Origin of the sequence: Microbacterium gorillae, from assembly GCF_050990725.1 — a bacterium.
Taxonomy (GTDB): domain Bacteria; phylum Actinomycetota; class Actinomycetes; order Actinomycetales; family Microbacteriaceae; genus Microbacterium; species Microbacterium gorillae_A.
Genome location: NZ_CP158844.1, coordinates 3,766,320 through 3,785,373 on the forward strand (window position 1 = coordinate 3,766,320; position 19,054 = coordinate 3,785,373).

The window sequence follows — 19,054 nt, forward strand, 5'->3', positions numbered from 1 at the left end:
TCATTACCAGCGGTAGTGAGCGAAGGCGCGGTTCGACTCGGCCATCTTGTGGGTGTCCTCGCGGCGCTTGACCGCGGCACCCAGGCCGTTCGAGGCGTCGAGGATCTCGTTGCGCAGGCGCTCGGTCATCGTCTTCTCACGACGACCCTTCGCGTACGACACGAGCCAGCGCAGCGCCAGCGTGTTGGCACGGTGAGGCTTGACCTCGACCGGAACCTGGTAGGTCGAGCCACCGACACGGCGGCTGCGGACCTCGAGGGTAGGACGGACGTTGTCGAGCGCCTTCTTGAGCGTTGCGACGGCGTCCTGGCCGCTCTTCTCCTCGACACCCGCGAGGGCGCCGTAGACGATCGACTCGGCGAGCGACTTCTTGCCGTCGACGAGGATCTTGTTCACGAGCGACGTGACGATCGGTGCGCCGTAAACCGGGTCGTTGACAACCGGGCGCTTGGGGGCGGGACCCTTACGAGGCATTGGTATCAGCCCTTCTTCGCGCCGTAGCGGGAACGAGCCTGCTTACGGTTCTTCACGGCCTGGGTGTCGAGTGCACCACGGACGATCTTGTAACGGACACCGGGGAGGTCCTTCACACGACCACCACGAACGAGCACCATCGAGTGCTCCTGGAGGTTGTGACCCTCACCGGGGATGTACGCGGTGACCTCGGTCCCGTTGGAGAGCTTCACACGAGCGACCTTGCGCATCGCCGAGTTCGGCTTCTTCGGGGTGGTGGTGTACACACGGGTGCACACGCCGCGCTGCTGCGGGTTCGCCTTCAGGGCGGGAGCCTTGGTCTTGCTGACCTTCGGCGTCCGTCCCTTGCGAACCAACTGCTGAATAGTTGGCACTTCTTCTCCTTGTTTGCTGCACGGTGACAGCGTCGTGTTCTCATCCCCCGCAGTGAGGAGATTTCTCTCCGTGTCGAGGGGGCTTCACGTTCATCCACGGGCGCGGCAGACTGGCTGCCCTGCTGGTGTGGATATGCCGTGGGGGTGACCGGATCGCCGGTCGTTCCCGAGAGCGTGGGCCGATGCTCGCTCTCCCGTGCCGAGGCACACTCGAACGCGCGCGCGGACGCACACCCAATCAACTATACGCGCTCCAGGACGGACCGGGCAACGCGCCCGGGTTCGCGCACATCCCCTCCCCGAAATCCGGATCGCGTGGGAAAGTAGAGAGGCATGGCGCGCGCAGACGCCAGACACCACGGACATAGGGGGTTCCGCGATGACAGCAGGAGGTGGCGGCGTTGCCGGCCGCACAACCATCATTCTCGACGCCGAGGTGCTTCGTGCCCAGATAGCGTCGCTCTCCGAGCACGGCGCGATGATCACACGTGCGGCGAGTGACGCGGGCAGCACGATGCCCGGCACGGCATTCGGCGCGATGAACGGCTATCTGCCCGGACCCATCAACGAGCTCGCCGGACAGGCGGACGCGCTGCTCTCGGTCGTCGGTCAGATGTTCGATCGGATGCGGGACGGGGTCGACGGGATCTTCACCGCGTTCGACACCATCGAAGCCGAGGCGTCCGCGAAGATCGGGGAGCTGGAACCGTGAGCGGCACCGCCGCGGTCGCGGCGCGCCTGCGCAGCGACGACTGGTGCGGCGGGATGCCCCGCAGCGCCACCGACGGATGCGCATCGATCCCCGGTTTCACGGGGTGGGCGCTGAAGTACATCCAGCCGCTGCAGGACTGGTTCGACGATCTGCTGGGAGATCCCGCCGCCGTCACCGCGTTCGCCAACGACTGGGACCGCATCGCCGTATCCACGCAGGCAGTGGCAGACCAGCTGGACAGCGATCGCAGCCGCCTCGAGGAGTTGGACGGCAGATCGATCCGCAAGCTCCGCGAGCGCTACGACGATCTCGCCCCGGTCATTCAAGATGCGTGCGAATGGTCGTCGGCCACCGCCGCCGCACTGCGGCTCGCGTCGACCATCGTGACCGCGACCCGCGAGTTCATCTGCAGCATGCTGACCGCAGCCGCAAAGCTGTGGGACGCGATGTTCGACGGCAATCCGCTGGACTTCTTCGATGATCTGCGGAAGTTCGCCGAGGCGGTGTGGGAGCTGGTCGAAGCCGGCAAGAACCTGGTGGATCGACTGATCACCGCGCTCGGCCAGCTCGTCTCGCTCATCGTGTCGCTGATCCCGCTGCTGCAGGAGGCGCTGGATCGGCTTCGCGTCATCCTCGCCGGCATGGTCCCCGTGATGGCGACCGCACTCGGAGGCTTCCTCGGCGGTCCCATCGGCGCGATCTTCGGGAACCTGCTCGGAGGCGCCTTCGGTGACCTGGGCAAGGACACTCCTGATGCGGAGGAACTCGATCCGGAGGATCTGGACGCGCAGCGACAGCGGTACTACCAGGATCTGATGGACCGTGGCCAGGTCAGCTCTCCCGTCGACCTGCTGGAGCAGAACCGCCTGATCGACAAGATCAGCGGCGGGGACGGCACCGCTATCAGCGTCCAGACGGTGCGCCGGCCGGACGGTTCCGAGTACACCCTCGTGAACCTCCCCTCGACTCTCGACTGGGGGCTGCTGAAGAGCCTGATGGGCGACGCGGCCTGGAGCGACGTCCTGAAGGACTACGGCCCCGTCAACGACCTCGACTCGAACATCGCGCTCGTCCTGATGGACAAGATCCCGGGGCTGAAGACGCAGTACGAGCGTGCGGTCCTCAACACGCTGCACGACGCGGGTGTGAAGCCCGGCTCCGATGTGGTCTGGTCCGGATTCAGCCAGGGCGGCATCATGGCCGGCAACCTCGGCTCGGACCCGTCCAATGGCTTCAACACCATCGGCATCGTCACCAACGGCTCGCCGACCGATCAGTACGACATTCCGAGCCACATCCCGGTGCTGCAGGTGGAGCACACCACGGACCCCGTTCCCAAGCTCGACGGTGATCCGACCGGGCCGTACACGAATCCCTGGCCGCTGCCCCCGGTAGGCCCGCCCCTGACGAAGCCAGACAACATCGACTGGGTCGTCATGCCCACGCCGACCGACGCGGTGGATCCCGAAACCGGAGAACCCGTCGGCATGCCGGCGCACGACGCCGGGACCTATCGCGACTCGCTGCAGGACTACATCAACCGCGGTGGCCAGTTCCAGAACGACTGGTCGTTCCTGGACGGCGAGATCACGAACACCTACGTCGGGCAGACCCACGAATGAAACGATCAGCTCGCTTCCTGACCGCGATCATGCTCGCCGGCGCCGCCACGGTTTCGCTCACCGCATGCCTACCCGAATTCGACGGCGGGTCCCTCTCCGGGCCGAGTTCTCGTGATCAGATCGTCGCGGATATTCAGCAGGCGCTGGAGGACTCCGGTGAATTCGACGGGGTCGAGGTCTCGAAGGGCAACCTCACCGTGGGCTGGGACCTCGATGTCGCGGTCACCACGGATGAGCCGCTCACCAGCGACCAGCTGGACCTCATGCTGCGCACCGCCGGTGAACGCATATCGGGCACGAACATCTCATCTGTGACGTTCCTGCACACCCCGCCCGGCACAGTGCTGGGCGACAACATCCATGTGGCGGCGCGCGGCCTCGATCTGGTGGATCAGCTGGAGCGCAATGGCGCTGCACTGGTGCTGTCGCGCAATGAGGTCATCAACTACGCAAAAGCACAGGCAACGGAGGGATGAGCATGACGGATTACGCAGCAGAGGTCGAGGCGGCCCGAGCGAAGGTTCAGCAGCAGTTCGACGAGGCCCGCACGCGGCACGCACTCCTTCGTTCCGCGATCGACGGCGCCGAGGGCGCGACGGGCACGGCGCGCTCGCCCCGCGGAGAGGTGACGGTCGTCGCCGGGGCGGACGGCACCATTCGATCCGTCGTGCTCACCGAGGCGAACGTGCCGGCGAGCACGCTCGGGCCGCTCGTCACACGCACCATCGCCGAGGCCCAGCAGGCCGCTCGCGACGCCGCGGCCGATCGAATCGCAGATGCAGTGGGTGAGGACGCGTCCATCGTCGCTCAGCTGCGCGCTCCCCGCGGAGGTGACGACCGTGTTCGATGAGATCAAGGTGGACGTCGGCGCGATCATCGACCAGGCGGTCGCGATGGAGAAGAGCGCGGAGTCGCTGCAGGAAGCGTCCGCCACACTGTTCGAGAAGCTCCGCGAACTCCAGGAGAGCACGGCGGGTGGCGCGTCCGAGGCGGCGTCCACGATGACGCTGGACACGATCGGAAAGATCGAGGCCCGTGCCGGCAAGCTCACCCGCAACGCGAAGGTGATCCGTGAGCTCGCGGCGCTGTACGACGCTGCGGATCGTGAGGGCGCACGCTCTTTCGGAGACTGAGCCTTTCGACAGCTGAGCATCGAGGGCGCCCGCCGGAGCGGGCGCCCTCGATCGTTGCGTCACCGGTTGTCAGCGGTGGGGCGCGGGCGTGTCCGTGTCGCCACGACGATGACCACCACGATGACGATGACCATCGCGCCGACACCGCCGCCGATGAGCCACGGCACAACGGTCGCGGGCGAAGTGCCCGACGCCGTGGATGGCGCATCTGAGGTGGGCTCTGCGACCGCAGCGGGAGACGATGGAGCCGACGTCGCAGGTGCCGATTCCGTCGGTGCCGCAGTGCCACCGGCAGCCGCAACCTGCTCCGCGGTGGGCACACCCATCGACTTGTTCATCAACGGATTCACGTCGGGCAGCGCGGTCGGATCCGTGGCGAGCAGGTTCCGCAACGAGACGGCACCATAGCCGTAGCCATTGGTCGCGTCGAACGGTATGCCGTCGACGGCGTTCGCGGTCGACGAGATCAGCGCCTGGATGAGCTGGTTTCCCGTCGCCGACGGGTGCTTCTGCAACAGCAGCGCCAGCGAGCCGGCGACGATCGGGGCCGCGTACGACGAACCGGAGCCCAGAGACATGCCCTCCCACCCCGTGCTGTCCGCCGGTCGGAGAATCTTCACACCCGGGGCGACGACGGTGACTCCGGGCACGATCACCGGCGTGACCTCGTCGTCATCTCGTTGCAGCTCACCATCTCGCCCCACAGCCGCCGTCGACACGACACCGTTGTAGCCCTGGGGTGAGAGCCAAGTCTGCTGCGTAGAGTTGTTCGGCGTCGATGCCACGATCACCACGCCGCGAGCGAGGGCTTCGGCGACGACGGCAGTGTCCGGTTCCGGAGCGAACTCCTGCCCCATCGAAACCGACACGATGCGATTGCCGTCGCGAATCGCGCGCAACACTGCGTCCATGACGCCGCTGCGCCCTTCGGGCGCGTCGAGGCAGGCGTCGTCACCGGGGCCCACGGAGTAGAACGTCACATCTGCGTCCGGCGCGATGCCCTGCATGGGAATCTCACCGACAGGACGTGCCAGCAGCAACGCCGCCATCGATGTGCCGTGAGTGGTGCCGTGATCCGGAGTCTGGCTGACGGGCTCTCCACCGCTGAGACAGCTGCTCCCTGGGCTCACCGTGAGCGAAGCGCCGCTGAAGATGTCCAGCTCAGGGTTGATCCTCATGTCGACGACGCCGATCTTGACCCCCGCACCGGTCAATCCCTCCGCGCGCGCATCGTCGACGTGCATCCCGGAATACCACCAGTTCGGGTCCTCCGTCGCTGCGGACGCCGGAACCGCGGCTCCGAGGCTGAGGCCGAGCACGACGACAACGGGCACGACGCGGCGAGCGATGAGAGCCCACCGGTCCTGTACCCGCGTCACTATCCTTCGGCGTCCGGTCTCAGAGTTCGCGCCCACCGGCACCGGCCGCCTCCGATCGGGGTGTCGGGTCATCGTCGCCCTCGAGCTGCGGGGCACGCAGGCCAGACAGTCCGGGACGTGACTTCTTCTCCGTCGCGCCGCCGGCGCCCATGCCACCCATCATGCCCAGTGAGCCGCCCCGGCCCGCAGCGCCCGCGGCTGCACCGGCACCCGCGCCCGCAGCGCCCTGGCTGCCGAGGAGCCCCGAGCCGAGCCCGGGGCCGCCCGTCTGCATGAGCTTGGCTCCCGCAAGAGAAACGGCACCGCCGGCACCGCCCAGCACAGCCGCGGAGCCGGCGCCACCGCCCACACCGCCGAATGCACCCGAACCGCCGACTCCCGAACCCGATCCGAGGGTGCCGACTCCCGCACCGGCTCGCGAGGAGCCCCAGCCGTGAGATCCGCCACCCATCGACGAGTCGGACGTCAGGCCACCGCGCCCACCCGGTCCCCACGTGCTCGGATCGTTGGGGTCGTACCCCGGCGGGTAGTCGGAGTCAGGCAGCGACAGCGTCGGATTGTCTGGCGACCAGGGACCGACATCGTCCGGGTTCTGCCACGTCGGGTCGTTGGGATTCTGCCAGGTCGGGTCGTTCGGATTCACCCAGATCGGGTCGTCCGGGTTGGAGAGCGTCGGGTCGTCCGGGTCGTATACCGGGCAGTCCGGCAGCTCTACCTGCGGTGGATCGAACCTGATGGGATTCGGGAACGTCGGCGGCACGGGGTCGTTCCCACCATCGTCGGGGGTTGGAGGGTTGTACGTGAACCCGGGAGGGAAGTCGGTTCCGGGCGGGTCCGTCGGATAGCTGTCGAACGAACCCGTTCCGGGATCACCTCCGCCGTCCGGCAGCGTGTAGTCTTCGTCGTCCTCGTCCTGCACACCGCCGGGCCCGTTCGTGACGACGCGTCGTTCGCTAGTGAAGCTGGCAGACTCTTCATCCATCGCCACGCTGACGGCCTGCACGCCTTCCCGTGCGCGAGCGTTGCGCTGCGCTGCGAGAAGGTCGTTCACCTTATCGACGACACCATCGGCAACCGTGAAGGAGAAGGGTCCGAGCGCCCAGGTCGTTCCCACGGCAGCTCCGCGCAGGAGGGTCTCCTCCCACCAATCCAGCTTCTCTGGGAACCCGGATTCCAGCTCCCGTAGCTGTGTGTCTGCGGTGTGCAGACGCCGTTCGTTGGCCCGGTCCACCGCGTTCATCACTCGAAGAACGTCATCGCGGATGGCCATGGCATCCCGCGCGTCCCTGTCGAATGCGGTGGCAGCCGCCTCGGCGGCCGTTCCCTCCAGCCCTTCCTTCGCCGTGCTTCCGAGCGCCAGCTCGATGTCATACAGCGCTGATTCGATCTCTCGAGCGTTCGGAAGGGAGATGTGCGCCTCAGACGACGCCAGACGCCGCAGCTCCGCTTCCCAGTCCATCCCCTGTCTCTTCATGAGCGGCCCCTCCTTGTCACGTCACGAACATGCCTCTGTGCCAGTGGCTTACGCATATTCGTCCTTCGCGTTCTGCGTCGAGGCATCGGTGCCGCCGTCTGTCGGGACCAGTTGAGGGCCGACCGGCGCGCCGGCCGGCGTCACTGGAACTCCGGTCACGCTCTCGATCTGGCCGACGAGAGCTTGAGCGGCCTGACCTGCGGTCGCGTCGGTGCTCATCAGGTCGGCAACCGCGGCCTGAAGATTCGAAACGTTGGCCGTGACGTTGTTGTGCAGTGCCGCGGCATCCGCACCGCGGGTCTTCAAATCAACCGTGAGCTGCGCCACGAAGCGGGTCAGCGCGTTCACGCCGGAGCCGCCTTCGATCTGCGACATCGTCTGCGAGATCCGGGACAGATCCGTGCTTGCGCCGTTCCCGTCCATCGCGCTCAGCAGGCGCTTCACTCCGCTGGCGACGGCCTCTGGGTCGACGCCGATCTTCGGACCACTCATGATTCCCCCTGGAACACTGTGTTTGTCGGCGGACTACCGCCATCGGAAGTGATGAGCGGGACGGAGCGAAAGCTCCGTCCCGCTCATGGCGATCCGCCGCGAAGACGGATCACTGGGTGTTCGGGATCAGATCTCGAAGCGGCCCTTGGACTTGTGGTCGCTGCGGAGGTAGTCCATCTTGATCGCGTCGGTCTGCTGACCGATCTGGATCAGCAGCGCGTTCATCTGGTTGATCGAGCGCGACCAAGCGGCGTGAGCGGTGTCGTACGCGACCTGCGCGTCACCCTCCCACGAAGCCCGCAGCGTGGAGACCTTCGAGTCCAGGTTCTCCAGAGCCTGGTTGATGGCCTTACCGCGCTGGTTGATGTCGGAAGACAGCGCCTCAAGCGCTGCCGGGTTGACGGAGAAAGAGTCCATGATCGTCAATATCCTTCGAAGTGTCCGGGTGGCTCAGGCGAGAGTCGCGCCCAGGCCGCCGATGATCTGCTGGTTCGACTCATCCGTCGCCGCCTGGTCCGAAGCCGTACCCCGCAGAGCACCCTCCAGCGTCACCAGCACCTGGTTGATCTTGCGGGCCTCAGCCTCCCACCGCTCCACCAGGTTGAAGTACTGGTTCGCCGCCGGACCCGTCCACAGCGGACGTGTGGCACCAGCCGCACCATCCACCGCACGCACGTTCGCCGCGATCGCCGCGTTCGTGTCATTCACCGCACTCGCACCAGCGAGTAGCGCACCCGCCTCAGCAGAGATCTTCTCAGCCACAACACACCTCCGTATCATCCATGTCAGTGCAGAGCGGTTGCCGCTGCACTCACAGCCCCCCTTAATGAGCCGCGCGAGCGCGACCGAGGCCATTCATTGACAGGGCTGACGATAGATCGGCTCCGGCACGGCTGCAACTCCCCGTGCGCGCGAACGGCGCGCCAATCGACCGCAGACCCGGAGATTCCGCGGCACGTCGTGTTCGTGAGAACTTTCCAATCTCCGAGCCGCGACAGGACTGATGCGCGGCGGAGCGCGCCGACTACAGTTGAGGTGTATGCCCGCGCGAGACGAGTAGTTCGCCGCGGGAGATCACTCGGGAGGGGGCCAGGTGAGCGCAACACGCACTTCCGCGACGCCGATCGTCCGCGTCACGGTGCAGAGTGAAGGTCGTCGTCTGGATGTGACGGTGCCCCGTCAGGTGCCGCTCATCGAGATCATGCCGGGCTTCGCGCGGAGCCTCGGCGTGCTCGATCCCACCATGACGTCCTCGGGATACGTGCTGCAGGCCGCCGACGGAACCCCCCTCGACCCGGCACGCACCCTGGCCGATCTGGATATCGCCGACGGTGATGTGCTGTCGCTCACGCGCGGCGCATTCGTCGCAACCCCGCGTGTCTACGACGACATCGTCGAGGCCGTCCTCGATGTGACCGGCGAGCAGCGCAGCTGGAGCGCCCGGGACAACGCCCGTACCGCGCTTGCGGTCAGTCTTGCGTTCCTCGCCGTCTGCGCGGTTCTCCTGCTGCCCAGCGGCCGGGGCGTCGTGCTGAACATCATCGTCGCGGCCATCGGCGTGGTCGTACTCTTGGCGACCACCGCGTTCCTGGCACGGCTGCGTCAGCCCGAATCCGGTGCGGCCATGGGAGTCGCGGCGGCGGCTTTCGGGGCGGTAGCCGGCTATCTCGCCGTCCCCGATGAAGCCAACCTGTGGGGCTGGCCGCTGGCGGCCGCCGGAGCCGGAGCCGTCGTCGTGGGTGCTGCCGCGCTGGCGCTGAGTCCGCACCGGCCGGCCGTGCAGTACGTTCCGATCGTCACCGGCGCGGCCGTCGGCCTTCCCGCCCTGTCCGCGGGGCTGCTTCCCACGTCCGCGACCTCGTCCTACACGATGATGATCGCCGTGGCCGGAGCCCTCGCCAACGCACTGCCCTGGTTGGCGCTGTCCACCACCCAGCTGCGGGTGATCTCCCCGATGACCGATGCGGAGATCTTCGCCGACGCGCCCGCGATCGACGGCAGCGACGTGCAGCGTCGCGCCTCCGCCGGGCACCGCTCCCTCACGGCGCTGCGCACCGCGCTGGGCCTGGCGATGCTCGCTGCAACTCCGCTCGTGGCAAGCGACAACCCGTGGTCCGTGCTGTTGTGCGCGCTGGCCTTCGCGGGGCTGATGTTCCCAGCTCGGATGAGCTACTCGCGCGCGCACGTTCTGGTTCTGCTGGCGCTCGGATCCGCCGGCATCGCCCTGACCTGCCTGGTCGGCGCCCTCACGCAGCCCGCCCTGGTTCCGGTGATCGTCACGGCTCTCGCCGCCGCAGCGGCGGCCACCATCGTCCTCACGCTGCTGGCTCCGGGAGCGCGTCTCCGACTCGCTCGCTTGTCCGACACCGTCGAGGTCATCGTGCTGGCACTGGTGCTGCCGGTGGGCCTCGTGGCGTCCGGCCTGCTGGGGAGCTGACGGTGGCCAGCAAGAGCGAGCTGCTGGACGCACAGAACTTCTCGCGCCGACGTCTGCTCACCGCCTTCGTGAGCGGTGCCCCGGGCGGCAAAGAGCTGGAGCCGGCGAAGCCGCTGCGCGGCGTGATCGTGGGCATCGTGCTGTCGGTCGTCGTCGTGCTTGTGGGCTGGTTCCTGAGCTTCGCGAACAAGGCGCTGCCCGAGGACTGGGGCACCGGACACCTGATCATCGACACGACCACCGGGTCGCGCTACGTCACCTCGGACAACACGCTGCACCCGGTGCTGAACATCGCGAGCGCCCGACTGATGCTGTCCGCCGAGGCCGCCGCGAAGCCGATCGAGGCGTCCGGCAGCCTGTTGGCGGGCAAGCCCGTGGGTGCGACCGTGGGGATCCCGGGCGCCCCCGACACCATGCCGACCCCGGACCAGCTCATCAACACCGGATGGACCGCCTGCATCGCCGATGACACCGGCGGCGTGGACGCGAGAATCGACGATTCGCCCCGAGCCACCGTCGCGGCAGCGGGAACGGCGATCGTGGCGCGAGCCGATAAGACGCAGTGGGTGGTCACCGGCGGCGTCCGCTTCCAGCTGCCCAAAGAGGACGTGGACGGTCTCCTCCGAGACATCGGGCTGGGTTCGGCTCCGCGCGTGGACGTCTCGGCCACCTGGCTGAACTTGTTCGCCCTCGGCTCCCCCCTCACTCCCACCAGCGTCCGCGATGCGGGCCGCGCGCTCGTGGGCAGCGAGCTGCGGGTGGGCGATGTGGTGCACACGACCATCACCGATTCCGACGCACGCTATCTGGTGATGTCGGACGGCAGCCTGGCCGAGCTCACCCCCTTCGGACTGGCGCTGTATCAGCACGGTCCGAGCTACTCTCCCGAGCGCAACTACGACGTGGACGCGCCCCAGGTGGCCAGCCTCCCCACGTCCGCGGAGCCTGCCCAGCCGGAAGACTGGCCCACAGCGGCTCTGACGCCCGCCGAGGGCACGCCCTGCGCGCTGGCGGAGACGACCAGCGACGTGGCGAACACGGTGCTCGCCACCGCCGATCCTGAGGTCGAGCTGTCCGCCGGCACCACCGTTCAGCCGAGCATGGGCGCGCTGGTTTCCGTGGCGGGCGCGGACGCGGGGGCGGCATCACTGCTGATGCTCATCGACCCCACCGCCACGCAGTACGCCATTCCCGGCTACGACGACGAGCTGCTCGCGCAGCTGGGATACACCGCCGGGGACATCGGACACGCGACGCCGGAGTGGATGGCGCTGTTCGAGAGCGGTCCGGCCCTGACCCGCGCCGCAGCCGGCGCCACCAGCGGATGAGCGCCGCGCGCCGGGTGATCTGCGCGCTCGCCGTCGCTGCCGGAACCCTCCTCGCGGGTGCCTCCCCTGCTGTGGCGACGCCGACGACGACGTCCGCCGCGCTGGTTCCCGACGCCGCTGCCGCCGATTCCTGCGTCACCGGCGCGCCGGCGTTCAGCCCCGAGCCTCCTGCGGCCCTCACCCTGCTGCAGGCCGAGCGGGCGTGGAAGATCACGCGCGGTGGCGGCGTGCTGGTGGCCGTCGTGGACTCCGGCATCAATGCAGCCGACCCGCGTCTGGCTCCCCGGATGGCCGGCGGCGTGAACCTCGTGAACGACGGCACCGATCCGCGCGGGTACACCGACCTGCTCGGACACGGCACGGCGATTGCGGGGATCATCGCCGCGCAGCCCGACAGCCGCTCCGCTCTCGTCGGACTCGCACCGGACGTGCGGCTCTACTCGGTGCGCGTCTACGCGAACACGGGTGAGGAGGCCGACAAGGCCGGCTTCGGCCCGGACGTGCTGCGCCTCGCCGCGGGGATTCGCGCGGCCGCTGACTCCGGCGCGCAGATCATCAACGTCTCGCTGTCGACACCTTTCTTCTCCGCCGAGATCGACGAGGCCGTGGCCTACGCGGAGCGCGCGGGAGCGCTGGTGATCGCCAGTGGCGGCAACGTGGAGGCCTCGGACACCGAGATCACGATCGGCGATACGCAGGCCGATGCCGCCGATGCACGCTACCCCGCCGGGTCTCCCGGCGTGCTCGGCGTGACCGCCACCACGGTCCCCGGAGATGCCGTGACGGACGCCAGCATCCATGGCCCGCATATCGCGCTCGCGGCTCCGGGGCAGGGCGTGCTCACCCTGGGACTCAACACCGGCGACTGCTTCTTCAACGACGATCCCAAATCCAGCTGGTCCACCGCCTACGCCAGCGCCGCGGCCGCCCTGGTCGCGGCGGCGTATCCGCGGGAGACGCGGGAGGAGTGGGCCTACCGGCTCACGGCGACCGCCCTGCGCGGCGATCCCGACGCACGCGACGATCAGATGGGGTGGGGGATCATCCAGCCCGCCGCCGCCCTCGCGCTGCTACCCGGCCCCGACACCCGGGGTCCCGTGAGCCCGTTCGTGCCGGAGCAGGAGGCATCCGCAACGCCGACGCCCGAGACGATCGTCATCGCCGGGCCGAGTGATCAGCACGAACGGGACATGAGCCGCGTCGTCCTCATCGCGGTGCTCAGTGCCGGCGCCCTGGGCTTCATCGGCGTCATCTCGATCGCCCGCAATCGCCGCGAGCGCGAGCAAGCCGGGTGAGCGCGAGCAAGCGGGGTGAGCGTGAGCAAGCGGGGTGAGCGTGAGCAAGCGGGGTGAGCGTGAGCGAGCGGGGTGAGCGCGAACGAGCGTCGGTTTACTCAGTCTTCGAGCGGACGAATCACCCCGCGGACGCCGCCCAGCTGGAACTCTCCGGCCACGGGGACGCATGCACCTGGAGCCAGACGTGTCGGCGCACCGCCCTGTATCGAGGTGATGACGCCGTTGGTGGAGTGCAGGTCGGTGATGAACCAGATATCCCCCGAGCGCAGCAACTCCGCATGACTCTTCGACAGCTGTCCGGAACCGTCCACGAGCGGGAGGAGCTTCACGTCCGGGCTGTCCGATCGTGGTGCTCGGCCCACGACGATGCGCTGAGCATCGAGCGCGTGACGTGAGCCATCCGCGAGGATCAGCTCGTAGCGGCGGGAACGGGTCGGGGTGCTGGTCGCGGCGGGGATCGCTTCCGGGGTCAGGGGCACCGGGATCTCCGGAAGAGCGGGTGCCACCTGCTCAGCAGGCATCGTCCCGGTCAGCGGCACGCCGCGAACGCCGGGGCCGACGGCTCCGGCGGCCTCCGTTGTCCGTCGCCGCCTGATCGGTCCGTCCGACGCGGGCTCCTGGCGTTCCCGCGAGCGGGACTCGGCGGCCCGTACCGGCACGGGCTCTGCCTCGCCGCGTCCGGCACGAGCGGCGGCGAGGATCGACCAGACCACCGGCACCAGCGCGCCGAGGACCGCGAGCGCGGGACCCCACCCCCAGCGCAGGCCGATGCGATACAGCGCACGCCCCTTCACCCACAGCGCGTAGAGCGTCACCGGGGGAATCAGCAGGAGGCCGGCGACGTACGCCCCTTCCTGCCCCATGCGCAGCAGTTCGCCGTCTCGGACGATCGGAAGCCAGCCGCGCCAGCGTTCTCGTCCGAGACGGGCGAAGAGCACGCTGGCGGCTGCACCGTCGGCGATGCCCAGGAGCAGCAGCACGACTCCCGCACTGATGAGGACGATTGGATCGATCACGTCGACCGCGGCGGCTGATAGGCCAGCTGAGCGGCGAAGATGCCCTGGTCGCGGCTGGACACCTGTGCCCGTCCCGGCGCGGACGGCACGGGCTTCAGACGGCCGATGAGCTGCCCCTCCTCCGGGTTGCCGCCGAGCAGGATGCCCGTGACGCCGAGGTCGGTGAAGCGCTGCAGGATCGGATCGAATGCTGCGCGCGCTGCACCACCGGTGCGACGTACCACGATCAGGTGGAGGCCGATGTCGGCCGCCTGCGCGAGCAGTGGCTGCAGCACCGCGATGGGGTTGCCCTGGCTGGTGGCGACGAGGTCGTAGTCGTCCACCAGGATGTAACCCTCCGATCCGGTCCACCAGGAACGGTTTCGCAGCTGTTCGGCGGTGACGTCGGGACCCGGGAGTCGGGACTGGAACAGCGCCGCCAGCTCCCCCATGCCCTGCATCGTCATCTCGTGGGACGTGAGGTAGCCGCCGAGGAACTCCTCGGGGATCTCCCCCAGGTTGGCGCGGCGGTAGTCGACGAAGAACAGCTTCGCCTTGCGGTCCGGGTGCAGACGCATGACCTCGTGCGCGATCGCCCGCAGGAAGGAGGATTTGCCCATTCCGGCGTCACCGTACAGGTACAGGTGCGACTCGGTGCGCAGGTCCACACCGAACGGAGCCAGCGCGGATTCCTCGATGCCCAGGAGCGTGCGCGGGTCGCTCTCGCCGGCGACGCCGCGCACCTGATCCAGGGTGACCAGGGTGGGAAGCAGCCGGAGTTTCGGTCCCTGCGGACCGCGCCACGCGGCTGTCGTCCGGGCCACCAGATCGTCCACGCCGTCCATCAGCGTGTCCGGATCGCCCGAGGAGTCGATGCGCGGCAACGCGATGAGTCCGTGCAGCTTCTGGGGCGTCAGCACGTGTCCCGGCGAGGATGGCGGCACGTTCACGGCCAACTTGCGGTCGATCTCGCTGTCCGCGGGATCGCCGAGCCGCAGCTCGATCCGGCTCTGCAGCGAGTCCTTCACGTTGGCGCGGATCTCCAGCCAGCGGTTGGCGGTGATCACGACGTGCACGCCGAAGCCCAGACCGCGAGCGGCGATCGCTTGAATCCGGGGCTCCAAATTCTCGAACTCGGCGCGCAGCGTTCCCCAGCCGTCGATGAGGAGGAAGACGTCGCCGAAGCCGTCGTTCACCCGGCCCTCGGCGCGACGCCGTCGGTAGGTGTTCATGGAGTCGACGCCGTTGTCGCGGAAGAAGATCTCCCGCGCGTTCAACACGGATTCCACCTCGGCGACGACGCGACGGATGGCCTCCTCGTCGGTGCGCATCGCGACTCCCGACATGTGCGGAAGATCGCGCAGGCTGACGAAGCTGCCGCCGCCGAAGTCGAGGACGTAGAACTGCACCTCCTGCGGCGTCGCGGTGAGCGCGAGGGAGGTGGTCAGCGTGCGCAGCAGCGTCGACTTGCCGCTCAGCGGGCCGCCGACGATGGCGAGGTTACCGCCGGCACCGGCGAGCGAGAGCACCAGCTGTTCGCGGCGCTGCTCCAGGGGCACATCGACGATGCCGATCGGCACCTCGAGCGGACCGCGTGCGCGCCAGGACGGAGAGACCAGACCGAGGTTCGGATCCACGACCAGGTCCGGCATCAGCTCGTCGAGCGCCGCCGGAACCTTCAGCGGCGGCAACCAGACGCGGTGCGCGAGCGGCCCCCGCCCGGCCATACGCGACACGGCGATGTCGATGGTGGATCGCTCCTCCTTCGGCGCCTCGGACATCACGACCGGAACCACCTCTTCGGAGTCCTCCTCCGGCTCCCACTGCGGACGCGCGGTGAAGGCCATGATCTCCAGCGTGCTCTCGCGTGCTTCGCTCGGCGCGCTGCCGTGGCGCATTCGCGTCTTCGGCGGCCCGGAGACGTAGGCGGCACGGAACTGCGTCATCGTCTCCTGATCGCTCTTCAGGTAGCCGACCCCCGGCTCCTGCGGCAGCGTGTAGGCGTCGGGAACGCCGAGCACCGTGCGCGACTCCGCCGCGGAGAACGTGCGAAGACCCACGCGGTAGGACAGGTAAGTGTCCAGTCCCCGAAGCTTTCCCTCCTCCAGGCGCTGCGAGGCGAGCAGCAGGTGGATCTGCAGCGACCGGCCGACGCGGCCGATGTTGATGAAGCTCTCCACGAACTCGGGCTTCGCCGCCAGCAGCTCGGAGAACTCGTCGGCGATGATCAGCAGGGCGGGCAGCGGCTCCAGGTCGGTGCGCCCACCGCGGCGCGCCTTCTCGTAGTCGTTGACGTTCGCGAAGTTCCCGGCGGCGCGCAGCAGCTCCTGGCGTCGCACCACCTCACCGGTCAGCGCGTCCTGGAAGCGGTCGACCAGGCCGGTCTCGCTGCCGAGGTTGGTGATGATCGCCGAGACGTGCGGCATGTCGGCCATGCCTGCGAAGGTGGCACCACCCTTGAAGTCCACGAGCACCATGTTCAGCTGCTCGGGCGAATGGGTGAGCGTGAGGGCCAGCACGAGAGTGCGCAGCACCTCGGACTTTCCGGAGCCGGTGGCTCCGATCAGCACGCCGTGCGGGCCGGAGCCCTGTTCGGCCGCTTCCTTGATGTCCAGGTAGATCGGAGCGCCCTCCGTGGTCTGCCCGATGGGCACGCGAAGGCGATCACGCTGCGGCCGGCGCTGCCATGCCTGATCGAAGTCGATCTCACGCACGTCCGGCAGGCCCAGCAGGTCGACGAGCTCCGCCTGGCCGCTGATCTGGGGAGCTCCGCCCCCGGTCTGGACGATCTCCATGGTGCGCAGCGGCAGCAGCCGGCGGGCTGTGGCCTCCGCCAGCACGACGGACAGGTCGTCGGCGACGAGCCACTCGGACTTCTGGCGCACCCGCACCAGCTCCGCACGGCGATCCTTCGCATCCTTCGCCGGGAGCGCGATGCGCAGCACATCGGGATTCTCCAGCGCATCCCACCGCGTCGGCAGATCCAGCACCGTGATTCCCGAGACCGGGTCCAGGCCGACAAGCGGATCCGCACGCGGGATGGGCACGCCGTCGCTGACGATCAGCACGTGACGCCCCGGGGCGCCGGCGGTGCCGAAGCGCGGGGCATCGGCGAGATCCGCGGGCAGGAGTTCGCGCAGCTCATCGAACGAGGACACCACCATCCGCACCGGCCCGATGCGATCGCTGACGCGTGTGGACGCCGCGTGCGGCAGCCACTTCACCCAGTCCCATTCGCCGAGCTGTGCATCCGCGGTGACCACGGCGACGACGAGGTCGTCGGGATCGTGGAGCGCCGCCTGGCCGACGACGATGGCGCGGGCGAGGCCGCGTACCGCGTCCTCGTCCAGCCCCACCAGCTCCACGCGCGAATAGTCGCTCAGTCGAATGGTGGCCGGCAGCGCGCGCTGAATCTCGTGCGTGAGCATGAATCGGTGCGCGGCGGACGCCGCCACGGGATCCAGCTGGGCGAGCGGTGGGAGATCGGGGGCCTCCAGCGTGATGCACAGCGGCTGATCGTTCGTCCCGAGACGAGTGAGCAGGAAGTCGTTGTCGGTGCGCGAGCGCTCCCACACGCGGATGCCGTCCTCCACGAGGAAGGTGAGGGTGCTGGGATCGGGGGACGTCCAGTTGGCGTTGCGGCGCTGCTGATCCGCTGCCGTGCGCACGGTGGTGCGCAGCTCCCCCAGGTAGGCCAGGTACTCGCGACGCGCGGCCAGCACCTCGGCGTTGTGCTGGGAGCGCTGACGCATGCCGTTGAGGACCACGAATCCCACCGCCGAGAGCAGGAACATGCCACCCGTGATGTAGCTGCGCGGTTGGTCGGGAGCCATGCTGATGACCATCACCACTGCGCCGAGGGAGGCGAGCATCGGCAGCATCGACTGCAGGAGCCCCGCGCCGCCCTCGCTCTCCTTCAGCTCGGGAGGAGCCTCCATCGGGATCTTCCCGCTGGGAACGCGCGGGGGCGCGAGTCGGGAGCCGCGGCTCATGAGTCTTCCTCCATCAGTCGGCTGATCGAGAACCATCGATCGCCCATACGGACACGCACGCCGTCGTCCACCGCCACGCGCTCGCCCGGGCGCAGCGGTGTGGCGGTGCCGTCCTCGCGGATGAGCGAGGTGCCATTGGTGGAGCCGAGGTCGGTGACCCAGGCTCCCGAACGCGCCTGCTCGAGGCGTACGTGGTTCTTCGAGATCGTGCGCGAGGGGTCGTCGACCCGGACCGTGAGATCGCCCTCGACCGACGCGCTCGGGGTGCGGCCGAGGTTCGCGACGGCCCGCGCGGGGAGCAGCTCGCGCTGTCCGGTGTCGAAGATCAGCAGCACACCACCCGGCACCACCCGCCCCGTGGCTTCCAGGGCGCTCATCCCTTCGCCGCGCACGGGCACCTCACGCGGCGCCGCGTCGGAGGGCGCCTGCTCGCCGGTGTCGCCGGTGCTCCTGGAACCGCCCGTGGTGGCACCGGTGGTCTCCAGCGCTGCGAAGCCCGCATCACCGTCGATGACAGCGCTCGCGGCGCGCGCGGGCTGAGGCTCGGCGTGCGCCGTCGGTGCGCCGCGATCCGGCAGCGCGACCACCACGGTTCCCGCCGCCCGATCACCCAGGGAGCGTCGGCGTCCCGTCCGATCCGCGAGCGCGGTCAGCTCGACTCCCCACGCGCCGATCACGGCAACCAGACCCCCGGCCAACGAGGTCAGTCCGCGCACCGTCGATCGCCCGAGCCCGGGAGAGCGTGGTGCGTGCTCCTGTGCGACGCGCACCCGCATCAGAAGCTTTCCCGCGCTCGCGCCGGTGCGGGCCTCGATCACCACGAAGATCACCGCGACCTCTGCCGCCACCACCACGCCGAGAATCCAGGAACTCGTGAGCCAGGCCGTCAGCACGCCGGCCGCCGCGATCAGCAGCGCGTCGATCGTGAACGCTGCGAGTCGGCGACCGACACCGGCCGGGCTGCCGGAGAACGCGGCACCGAGCGGATCGTCGGGGTTGATCGTGGGACGCTCGACCGCGGTCGGGCGCGGCGTGCTCGCGGGTTCAGGCAGGCGGCGTGTCCGTGTGCGGGTATGCGCTCGCGCGGAACTCGGTTCCGGCGTCGGAACAGGCGCGGCCGCGGGCTGCGGCCAGGGCGTTGCGGGTTGCTGCGGCAACACGGGCTGGGCGGCCGAGACGTGTGCGGGCTGCGCCGGGGGCTCCGAGCGCGTCAGCAGCGGTTGCGGGTTCCCCGCGGCGGGGATCACAGCGGGCGCACCCTGCTGTGGCGCACGGCAGTGCGGACACACCGCCGCGTCGGCGGGAATCGACCGCCCACACGCCCAGCACAGCTTCTCAGCCATCAAC

The 19,054-nt window shown here is 68.8% G+C and carries 18 protein-coding genes; 8 read left to right on the plus strand and 10 right to left on the minus strand.

Features of this window, described 5'->3' with window-relative positions; all coding sequences use genetic code 11:
• Window positions 1-3 precede the first annotated feature (3 nt).
• Both rpsG and rpsL read right to left on the minus strand, forming a co-directional pair.
• Window positions 4-474: a 30S ribosomal protein S7 gene (gene rpsG / locus ABTV68_RS17475; RefSeq protein ID WP_231091546.1), complete on the minus strand. Its 471-nt coding sequence runs from the start codon at window positions 472-474 to the stop codon at window positions 4-6.
• A 5-nt stretch (window positions 475-479) separates the two neighbouring features.
• Entirely contained in the window at window positions 480-848 is a 369-nt protein-coding gene (gene rpsL / locus ABTV68_RS17480; RefSeq protein ID WP_433674947.1) for a 30S ribosomal protein S12, read from the minus strand.
• A gap of 379 nt (window positions 849-1,227) precedes the next feature.
• Here rpsL and ABTV68_RS17485 point away from each other — a divergent pair, with 379 nt between their 5' ends.
• The 5 genes from ABTV68_RS17485 to ABTV68_RS17505 are packed head-to-tail and all read left to right on the plus strand — an operon-like array spanning window position 1,228 to window position 4,315.
• Window positions 1,228-1,560, plus strand: coding sequence for a hypothetical protein (locus ABTV68_RS17485; protein ID WP_433674948.1), 333 nt, complete (start codon window positions 1,228-1,230; stop codon window positions 1,558-1,560).
• Window positions 1,557-3,182 carry a hypothetical protein gene (locus tag ABTV68_RS17490; RefSeq protein WP_433674949.1) on the plus strand — a complete coding sequence of 542 codons (1,626 nt, stop codon included), beginning with the start codon at window positions 1,557-1,559 and terminating at the stop codon, window positions 3,180-3,182. Before ABTV68_RS17485 ends, ABTV68_RS17490 begins: the two co-directional genes overlap by 4 nt.
• Window positions 3,179-3,658, plus strand: coding sequence for a hypothetical protein (locus ABTV68_RS17495; protein ID WP_433674950.1), 480 nt, complete (start codon window positions 3,179-3,181; stop codon window positions 3,656-3,658). Before ABTV68_RS17490 ends, ABTV68_RS17495 begins: the two co-directional genes overlap by 4 nt.
• 2 nt (window positions 3,659-3,660) lie before the next feature.
• Window positions 3,661-4,032: a YbaB/EbfC family nucleoid-associated protein gene (locus tag ABTV68_RS17500; RefSeq protein WP_433674951.1), complete on the plus strand. Its 372-nt coding sequence runs from the start codon at window positions 3,661-3,663 to the stop codon at window positions 4,030-4,032.
• A complete protein-coding gene (locus ABTV68_RS17505; RefSeq protein ID WP_433674952.1) occupies window positions 4,022-4,315 on the plus strand; it encodes a hypothetical protein in 294 nt (97 codons plus the stop codon). Before ABTV68_RS17500 ends, ABTV68_RS17505 begins: the two co-directional genes overlap by 11 nt.
• 59 nt (window positions 4,316-4,374) lie before the next feature.
• Here ABTV68_RS17505 and ABTV68_RS17510 read toward each other — a convergent pair whose 3' ends face one another.
• The 5 genes from ABTV68_RS17510 to ABTV68_RS17530 form a co-directional block, all read right to left on the minus strand.
• Window positions 4,375-5,694, minus strand: a complete 1,320-nt coding sequence (locus ABTV68_RS17510; RefSeq protein WP_433674953.1) for a S8 family peptidase — start codon at window positions 5,692-5,694, stop codon at window positions 4,375-4,377.
• A gap of 19 nt (window positions 5,695-5,713) precedes the next feature.
• A complete protein-coding gene (locus tag ABTV68_RS17515) occupies window positions 5,714-7,168 on the minus strand; it encodes a hypothetical protein (protein ID WP_433674954.1) in 1,455 nt (484 codons plus the stop codon).
• A 48-nt stretch (window positions 7,169-7,216) separates the two neighbouring features.
• Complete coding sequence (locus ABTV68_RS17520) at window positions 7,217-7,660, minus strand: hypothetical protein (protein WP_433674955.1); 444 nt, start codon at window positions 7,658-7,660, stop codon at window positions 7,217-7,219.
• Window positions 7,661-7,786: 126 nt separating this feature from the next.
• Window positions 7,787-8,077, minus strand: a complete 291-nt coding sequence (locus tag ABTV68_RS17525; protein ID WP_433674956.1) for a WXG100 family type VII secretion target — start codon at window positions 8,075-8,077, stop codon at window positions 7,787-7,789.
• Between the two features lie 33 nt (window positions 8,078-8,110).
• Window positions 8,111-8,422, minus strand: coding sequence for a WXG100 family type VII secretion target (locus ABTV68_RS17530; protein ID WP_433674957.1), 312 nt, complete (start codon window positions 8,420-8,422; stop codon window positions 8,111-8,113).
• Between the two features lie 331 nt (window positions 8,423-8,753).
• Between ABTV68_RS17530 and eccD the strand changes: the two genes are divergently transcribed.
• Genes eccD through ABTV68_RS17545 form a run of 3 tightly spaced genes read left to right on the plus strand, consistent with a single transcriptional unit; the run spans window position 8,754 to window position 12,720 of the window.
• Window positions 8,754-10,097, plus strand: coding sequence for a type VII secretion integral membrane protein EccD (gene eccD / locus ABTV68_RS17535; protein WP_433674958.1), 1,344 nt, complete (start codon window positions 8,754-8,756; stop codon window positions 10,095-10,097).
• Between the two features lie 2 nt (window positions 10,098-10,099).
• Window positions 10,100-11,425, plus strand: a complete 1,326-nt coding sequence (eccB, locus tag ABTV68_RS17540; protein WP_433674959.1) for a type VII secretion protein EccB — start codon at window positions 10,100-10,102, stop codon at window positions 11,423-11,425.
• Window positions 11,422-12,720 carry a S8 family serine peptidase gene (locus ABTV68_RS17545; protein WP_433674960.1) on the plus strand — a complete coding sequence of 433 codons (1,299 nt, stop codon included), beginning with the start codon at window positions 11,422-11,424 and terminating at the stop codon, window positions 12,718-12,720. Before eccB ends, ABTV68_RS17545 begins: the two co-directional genes overlap by 4 nt.
• A 98-nt stretch (window positions 12,721-12,818) precedes the next feature.
• Here the strand turns inward: ABTV68_RS17545 and ABTV68_RS17550 are convergent, their stop codons facing one another.
• The 3 genes from ABTV68_RS17550 to ABTV68_RS17560 are packed head-to-tail and all read right to left on the minus strand — an operon-like array spanning window position 12,819 to window position 19,050.
• The gene (locus ABTV68_RS17550; RefSeq protein ID WP_433674961.1) at window positions 12,819-13,736 is read right to left on the minus strand and encodes an FHA domain-containing protein; all 918 of its coding nucleotides are present in this window, start codon (window positions 13,734-13,736) and stop codon (window positions 12,819-12,821) included.
• The gene (gene eccCa, locus ABTV68_RS17555) at window positions 13,733-17,707 is read right to left on the minus strand and encodes a type VII secretion protein EccCa (RefSeq protein ID WP_433674962.1); all 3,975 of its coding nucleotides are present in this window, start codon (window positions 17,705-17,707) and stop codon (window positions 13,733-13,735) included. Before eccCa ends, ABTV68_RS17550 begins: the two co-directional genes overlap by 4 nt.
• A complete protein-coding gene (locus ABTV68_RS17560) occupies window positions 17,704-19,050 on the minus strand; it encodes an RDD family protein (RefSeq protein ID WP_433674963.1) in 1,347 nt (448 codons plus the stop codon). The genes eccCa and ABTV68_RS17560 overlap by 4 nt, the downstream gene beginning before the upstream one ends.
• Window positions 19,051-19,054: the final 4 nt, after the last annotated feature.

Coding starts and splice junctions, on each gene's coding strand:
- rpsG (WP_231091546.1), bottom strand. CDS start 474: ATGCCTCGTAAGGGTCCCGCCCCCAAGCGCCCGGTTGTCAACGACCCG.
- ABTV68_RS17485 (WP_433674948.1), top strand. CDS start 1,228: ATGACAGCAGGAGGTGGCGGCGTTGCCGGCCGCACAACCATCATTCTC.
- ABTV68_RS17495 (WP_433674950.1), top strand. CDS start 3,179: ATGAAACGATCAGCTCGCTTCCTGACCGCGATCATGCTCGCCGGCGCC.
- ABTV68_RS17500 (WP_433674951.1), top strand. CDS start 3,661: ATGACGGATTACGCAGCAGAGGTCGAGGCGGCCCGAGCGAAGGTTCAG.
- ABTV68_RS17515 (WP_433674954.1), bottom strand. CDS start 7,168: ATGAAGAGACAGGGGATGGACTGGGAAGCGGAGCTGCGGCGTCTGGCG.
- ABTV68_RS17520 (WP_433674955.1), bottom strand. CDS start 7,660: ATGAGTGGTCCGAAGATCGGCGTCGACCCAGAGGCCGTCGCCAGCGGA.
- ABTV68_RS17525 (WP_433674956.1), bottom strand. CDS start 8,077: ATGGACTCTTTCTCCGTCAACCCGGCAGCGCTTGAGGCGCTGTCTTCC.
- ABTV68_RS17545 (WP_433674960.1), top strand. CDS start 11,422: ATGAGCGCCGCGCGCCGGGTGATCTGCGCGCTCGCCGTCGCTGCCGGA.
- eccCa (WP_433674962.1), bottom strand. CDS start 17,707: ATGAGCCGCGGCTCCCGACTCGCGCCCCCGCGCGTTCCCAGCGGGAAG.
- ABTV68_RS17560 (WP_433674963.1), bottom strand. CDS start 19,050: ATGGCTGAGAAGCTGTGCTGGGCGTGTGGGCGGTCGATTCCCGCCGAC.